Raw genomic sequence first — 5,653 nt, forward strand, 5'->3', positions numbered from 1 at the left:
CGCACGCTCGCGAAGCTCGGGAGGGTAAGGGGACGGACGTGCCATGACTCGATCCTCTCAGGGAATCGAGCCTCCATCAGACCCGGAGCGGTTCACGAGTCCCGTGACCTGGTGATTCTCCAACGGCGCGTGGTCGGCGAGTCCGATCCTGGCCAGAGGATGGCCACAGACCCGCTCGACTGTCGGCTCCCGCGCCACGACCGACATGACCCACGACCACACGAGTCGATCACAGGGCTCCGCGTCGCCTTGCTTCAGAACAGGATCGACTACCTCACGAGCACCCAGGGGGGCTTGGGGCGTGGGCCTGGCGCCTGCACATACGCAGACCTCCATGTGCAGGTCTGCTGTCTGCACATGGAGGCCCATGCGGAGCGGCGGAGTGCCGCTACTTGGTGCAGACGGTGTGGGGCTTGACCCAGACCTTCTTTACCTTGCCGTGGGATTTGACCTTCTTCCAGTAGCCCTTGACCTTGTGACATTTCTTCGCCGGCGGTGCCAGATGGCTGGACGTCACGCTGGCGGTCGAGGAGGGCGCCGCGGAGGCGGAGCCTGCCGCTGCGGCGGCCACTCCCGTCGCCAGAATGGCTGCGGCGAGACCTGAGGTGAGGCCGCGTGCGATTCGTTTCTGCATCGAGAACTCCTTCCCGAATCCGAGCGCCCCGGAAGGTCCGCGCCCGATGGAGCGCTGCGGCCGGTGGGGCTGCCCTTCAGGATTGTCTCGGGTATCCCGAGCACGCATCCTCAGAAAGAAATGTCACCTGATTGACCCAATCCTCACGCCCCTGACGTGCGGCATTGCGCGTTCGCCCGCATCACACGCCGGTGTACTGATCACCGGTCTCGCTCACCAGCGAGGCTGAGGAAGCCCACGGCTCTGACCAGCTCAGATGCCGTGGGCTTCTGTCGTTGCCGGTCGGCGTCGGGTGACCTCGCATGGCCCGGAGACGGCCCAGGGGGCCTGTTGCTGATCCGGCCAGACCTTGCCGGTGCGTCACCTTCGTGAAGAGCGCCTGGCCGCTCGTGGTTTTCCTGCGGAGGGCCGGGGACGCGCCGGCACTCAGTCCACGCCCGGCGGCACGCGCGTGGCCTGGTGGTAGTACATCCGCCAGCCCGTGGCTCCGTCCCCCTTGCGCCAGATCGAACTGTGCCTGGTCCTGCGCTCGCCGAGCATGGTCTCGAACGTCAGATGCACCAGACCCGGCGCGAGCAGCACCCCCGAGATCTCTGAGGGCTCGTAGCGGGGAGCGTCTGGCGAACTGCCGGGATGGTCGGCCAGTTCGGCGAGCATGGTCTCGTACGTCCATCGTCGCCCCGACCCGCCGACCTCAACGAATTCCGGGTCGAGGAGCTGTCCGGCGCGTTCGCGCGAGGCGCGTACCCGCGGATCCATGAGCAGCAACTCGCCCGCAATTGCCTGGTTCACATCGTCTGCTGCACTGTCCATGGACGTATCCTCACCGAGCCCAACCGCCTGACTGCAACCTAGTTGACCTGCCGCCACCGTCCAGCCACAACTGACCGTGGGCGGCTGTGACCTGCGGCCGCCTAATCGATCAACCTTCTGACCTGCTGCCCAGCTGTCGGCAGTTGTCGACGTTGGTCACCATCGAGCGGCCTTCCACGGCCCCAGGACGGCCCGGGAGGGCGCTCGTGGATGAGCACCGCTTTAGGAGTTCGATTCGGCGTCCCGTATCGGTCTGCATAGCGGCTTCGTACCGCCGTTCGTGGGTGCGCCCTCAGCTGCACTGATACGCCGACGTTCGCGCCCGTTGATGTCAGGACCAGATGTCAGCTGCCTCGCTGACGTCCCTGACCCGCGGATCGTGAGGCAAAGGCGTTTGCGGGCTCACAGGGCGTATCGCCCCCGTGCAGGAGGCGATACGCCCTGCCGCCCGCCCCGCTGGCTAACCCATGGTCTTGGCGCCGTCCAGGGACTCGCGGATGATGTCGGCGTGGCCGGCGTGCTGGGCGGTCTCGGCGATGATGTGCATCAGTACCCGGCGGGCCGACCATCGCGCGCCCGGCTGGGACCACGGGGCCTTCGGTAGTGGTTGTGTGGCGTCCAGGTCGGGGAGGGTGGCGACTAGTTCGTCGGTTCGGCGGGCTACCTCGGCGTAGTCGGCGAGCACGCCGGTCAGCGTCTCGCCGGGCAGCATCCGGAACTCGTCGGCCCGTCGGGCCCAGTCGGCCTCGGTCATGGTGGTGAAGTCGGGCATCGCCGACGGGCCATCCAGGATGAACTGCGCCCAAGCTCGCTCGACCGCAGTGACATGTTTGATCAGGCCGCCCAGGCACAGCTGGCTGGCGGTGGTCCGGCGCCCGGCCTGCTCGTCGGTGAGGTCACGGGTGGTGAAGCGCAGGAAGCGCCGATGCTTGGTCAGGGCCTCCAGCAAGTCGGCGCGCTCGCTGGTGGCGGTCGGCTCATGGGCCGAGTCGTGGGTGGCCAGTTCGTTGACAGTTACGGTCTCGCTCATGGTCGCTGCCTTCCGTGGTTCGTGTTCCGCCAGGCAAGGAGGACGCTAGGGGGCCTGGAGGTCAGATCCTGACCTAAATGACCGGAGGGTGAGGATGCTGAGGCTTGACCTGGTGCTTGACCTGTCGGGGTGGCGGGATTTGAACCCACGACCTCTTCGTCCCGAAGCAACTGAGACGGGGGCGCTGTCTTGGGCCGCTGTGCATATCACTTGCGCTGATGGTCCACAGACGTTCGGGCTCGTCCGCCGATGTTCGCCGGCATTGTCACGCAGTTAGACACTCACCCCCCGGCCCCGGGTCACTTCTTGCGGCGCTTGCTCGCCCTCTTCTTCAGCTCGGCTTGGCCGCGCTTCGTCCAGTCACCTTGGTGGAGGTAGCAGCGCGACGTGCCCTTCACTGTCTTGTTCTGGCAACGACCGCCGGCCGCCGTTGGCCAACCGCACTTCCCTTGCTTCCACTCGCCCACTGTCAACCCCCGGTAGTCCGGCTCCACTGTCGCCAACCAGCGTGCGTGGCCGCGCAGTCGTGGGGGAGGGCGCATGGCATGCCGCATCCGGGCCCCACGCTGTACGCGGTCAGTACATCCGGCGCGTCTCTTCGATGTGCACGCTTTCCAACTGTCCGCATGACCGTGCGGAGGTGTCCGTGGGGGTTCACGCGGCAGGTCAGGCGGGGTGCGCGTACGGCGATGAACCGAGGTGTCCGTCAGCGCACTGGACAAAGACCAGGACAACGACACCTCGTGTCAGTCGTTCCTGTGTCCCGGGGGGCTTTGTTTGCTGTCGTCAGTGGTGGCAGGGCTTCTTCGGCTTCTCGGGCTTGTGGGGCTTGTGGTGTTTACCATTCCCCGGGGTGATCGCGACACGGCCCGGAAAGGCGCCGACGGGGACGGTGGCGACGACGGTGTTGGTGGTGGTGTCGATCACCTGCACATCGTTCGAGCTAACGGTGACGATGTAGGCGCGTCGGCCGTTCGGGGTGATCGCGACACCGCCCGTGATGCCGCCGACGGGGATGGTGTCGACGACGGTGTTGGTGGTGGTGTCGATCACCGACACGTCGTTCGTTCCGTTGTTGGCGACGACGTAGGCGCGTCGGCCGTTCGGGGTAATCGCGACATCGTGCGGGTGGGTGCCGACGGGGATGGTGGCGATGACGGTGTTGGTGGTGGTGTCGATCACCGACACGTCGTTCGAGGCGAAGTTGGTGGCGTAGGCGCGTCGGCCGTTCGGGGTGCTCGCGATACCGATCGGGCCGGTGCCGACGGGGATGGTGTCGACGACGGTGTTGGTGGTGGTGTCGATCACCGACACATTGCCCGAGCCGAAGTTGGTGACGTAGGCGTGCAGGCCGTCCGGAGTGATCGCGACTAGGTTCGGCGAGGTGCTGACGGGGATGGTGGCGATGACGGTGTTGGTGGTGGTGTCGATCACCGACACATCGTCAGAACCGGCGTTGGCGACGTAGGCGCGCAGGCTGTTCGGGGTGATCGCGATACCGATCGGCATGTTGCCGACGGGGATGGTGGCTACGTCGGTGTTGGTTCTGGTGTCGATCACCGACACAGTGTTCGAAGCTCGGTTGGTGACGTAGACGCGTCGGCCGTTCGGGGTGCTCGCCACACCCTCTGGGTCGCCGCCGACGGGGACGGTGGCGATGACGGTGTTGGTGGTGGTGTCGATCACCGACACGTCGTTCGTGCCGGCGTTGGTGACGTAGGCGTCAGGGGATGGGCGGGCCCAGGCCGGGGATGAGGAGACGGCCGGCAGGACCAGTCCCGCCAGCACCGCCAACGCCGCCGCGCACGTGCGCAGCCACGCCCAGGGCCCGCTCCTATTCGGCCCCGGACCGCGACGTGCAGGTCTACCTGCCGGGTGGGTCAGATGCATCGCTGTCTCCTTGCAGCCGGCGCCACGGCCCGGCGACCCCGACAGCGAACTGGGGTGCTCTGGGGATCAGAAGAACCGTGAACTGGGGATATCGGAACAAGCGACATATAGGGCGCGCTTTGACGGGAAGTCAGCGAGGCGCGCCCGGCTGCGGCCGTATGAGATCCAGGTGCAGCGCGCCACTGCACGAACGGCTTGGACGCCAGGGGCTGCGTCTGCTCGGCTCTGCCTGGGGAGGCGGTGGACGGGATGGGAGCTCTGATTCGGTCCGTTCGGGGACGTCCAAGGCGCTTTCCAACTGTCCGCGTGGCCGTCCGGGGGCGTTCGCAGGGGTTCATGGGGCAGGTCAGAGGGGTTGCACGCACGGCGGTGAACGGTGGTGGCCATGGGCGCACTGGACAAACACCAGGACAACGAGGCAACCGACACCCGCTTTAGGAGTTCATTCTTGGCTGCATGCGCGCTGCCGCGTTGCTACTCCAAGGGCTCAAGGCAGTCCTCCTGCTACCGCCAGGGTCCCCATGCGTACGGCTCTGTTGCCGTCATCTTCTGCCGTCAGGAACCCGGTTGTTGATGTCAGCCACGGATGTCAGCCCGGCCGGCCAGGCTAGGCGCTGCTCGCCCCGACGCCTTGGCCCGCCCTCGCCGCAGCCCGTTTGATAGTCACTAGATCAGCTTCTCGACCTGGAAGCCAAGACGCTTCAACCAGGCGACTGCGTGATCCTTGCCGCCGCTGAACTCGCCGGGCGCCAGCGCACGGCCCTGATCCCACTTGTGCGCCACTCCGGCGATCGCCTTCGAGTCGTACTCCCCGCCCCTCATGCACGAGGACGTACGAACGGGCCTTGCCGAAGTGGTACGTCTCCAGGAACGCCTCGCGGCCCAACTCGTCATGCTCGGCGATGGCCTTGAGCACGGACGCCCGTGTGATTGCTCCTCTATGCATGGCCAAAGGCTACGGCCGGCCACTGACACGCGTGGCTGGCGTAGCGACTTTGGGCGAAGCCCCCATCAGTTGTCCCGGCCGGGGCTTCGAGCTGCGTGGACCTGGGGGGATTCGAATCCTTGGCCCCCTCGGTGCGAACTATGGGCACGACGGCCGCCGAGGGCTTCCGGTCACGTCGGTGGGTCATCCGAGCCTGATAACAGCTGGCTACGGTCGTCGTGGTTGCTGTACTTCGCTGCTGTACTTGAACCGCTCCGGGTCTGATGGAGGCTCGATTCCCTGAGAGGATCGAGTCATGGCACGTCCGTCCCCTTACCCTCCCGAGCTTCGCGAGCGTGCG

5 protein-coding genes are annotated in these 5,653 nt (G+C 66.3%); all 5 read right to left on the reverse strand.

All coding sequences use genetic code 11. From position 1 onward, the window contains the following. Nucleotides 1–388: 388 nt before the first annotated feature. The 5 genes from ACIP94_RS38310 to ACIP94_RS38330 all read right to left on the reverse strand — a co-directional run bounded on the left by ACIP94_RS38310 (nucleotide 389) and on the right by ACIP94_RS38330 (nucleotide 5,189). Entirely contained in the window at nucleotides 389–634 is a 246-nt protein-coding gene (locus tag ACIP94_RS38310; RefSeq protein WP_402436737.1) for a hypothetical protein, read from the reverse strand. A gap of 426 nt (nucleotides 635–1,060) precedes the next feature. Next, entirely contained in the window at nucleotides 1,061–1,447 is a 387-nt protein-coding gene (locus tag ACIP94_RS38315) for a DUF4440 domain-containing protein (RefSeq protein ID WP_402436740.1), read from the reverse strand. Nucleotides 1,448–1,907: 460 nt separating this feature from the next. After that, on the reverse strand, nucleotides 1,908–2,477 hold the full coding sequence (locus ACIP94_RS38320; protein ID WP_402436743.1) for a DinB family protein: 570 nt from the start codon (nucleotides 2,475–2,477) through the stop codon (nucleotides 1,908–1,910). Nucleotides 2,478–3,263: 786 nt separating this feature from the next. Continuing rightward, complete coding sequence (locus tag ACIP94_RS38325) at nucleotides 3,264–4,367, reverse strand: cytochrome D1 domain-containing protein (protein ID WP_402436746.1); 1,104 nt, start codon at nucleotides 4,365–4,367, stop codon at nucleotides 3,264–3,266. 666 nt (nucleotides 4,368–5,033) lie between these two features. Continuing rightward, on the reverse strand, nucleotides 5,034–5,189 hold the full coding sequence (locus ACIP94_RS38330; RefSeq protein WP_402436749.1) for a hypothetical protein: 156 nt from the start codon (nucleotides 5,187–5,189) through the stop codon (nucleotides 5,034–5,036). Nucleotides 5,190–5,653: the final 464 nt, after the last annotated feature.

It is taken from the genome of Streptomyces sp. NPDC093261 (assembly GCF_044753645.1).
Taxonomy (GTDB): Bacteria; Actinomycetota; Actinomycetes; order Streptomycetales; family Streptomycetaceae; genus Streptomyces.

Excerpts from the sequence above, each read along its gene's own strand:
- ACIP94_RS38320 (WP_402436743.1), bottom strand. The coding sequence starts at position 2,477 with ATGAGCGAGACCGTAACTGTCAACGAACTGGCCACCCACGACTCGGCC.
- ACIP94_RS38315 (WP_402436740.1), bottom strand. The coding sequence starts at position 1,447 with ATGGACAGTGCAGCAGACGATGTGAACCAGGCAATTGCGGGCGAGTTG.
- ACIP94_RS38310 (WP_402436737.1), bottom strand. The coding sequence starts at position 634 with ATGCAGAAACGAATCGCACGCGGCCTCACCTCAGGTCTCGCCGCAGCC.
- ACIP94_RS38325 (WP_402436746.1), bottom strand. The coding sequence starts at position 4,367 with ATGCATCTGACCCACCCGGCAGGTAGACCTGCACGTCGCGGTCCGGGG.
- ACIP94_RS38330 (WP_402436749.1), bottom strand. The coding sequence starts at position 5,189 with ATGAGGGGCGGGGAGTACGACTCGAAGGCGATCGCCGGAGTGGCGCAC.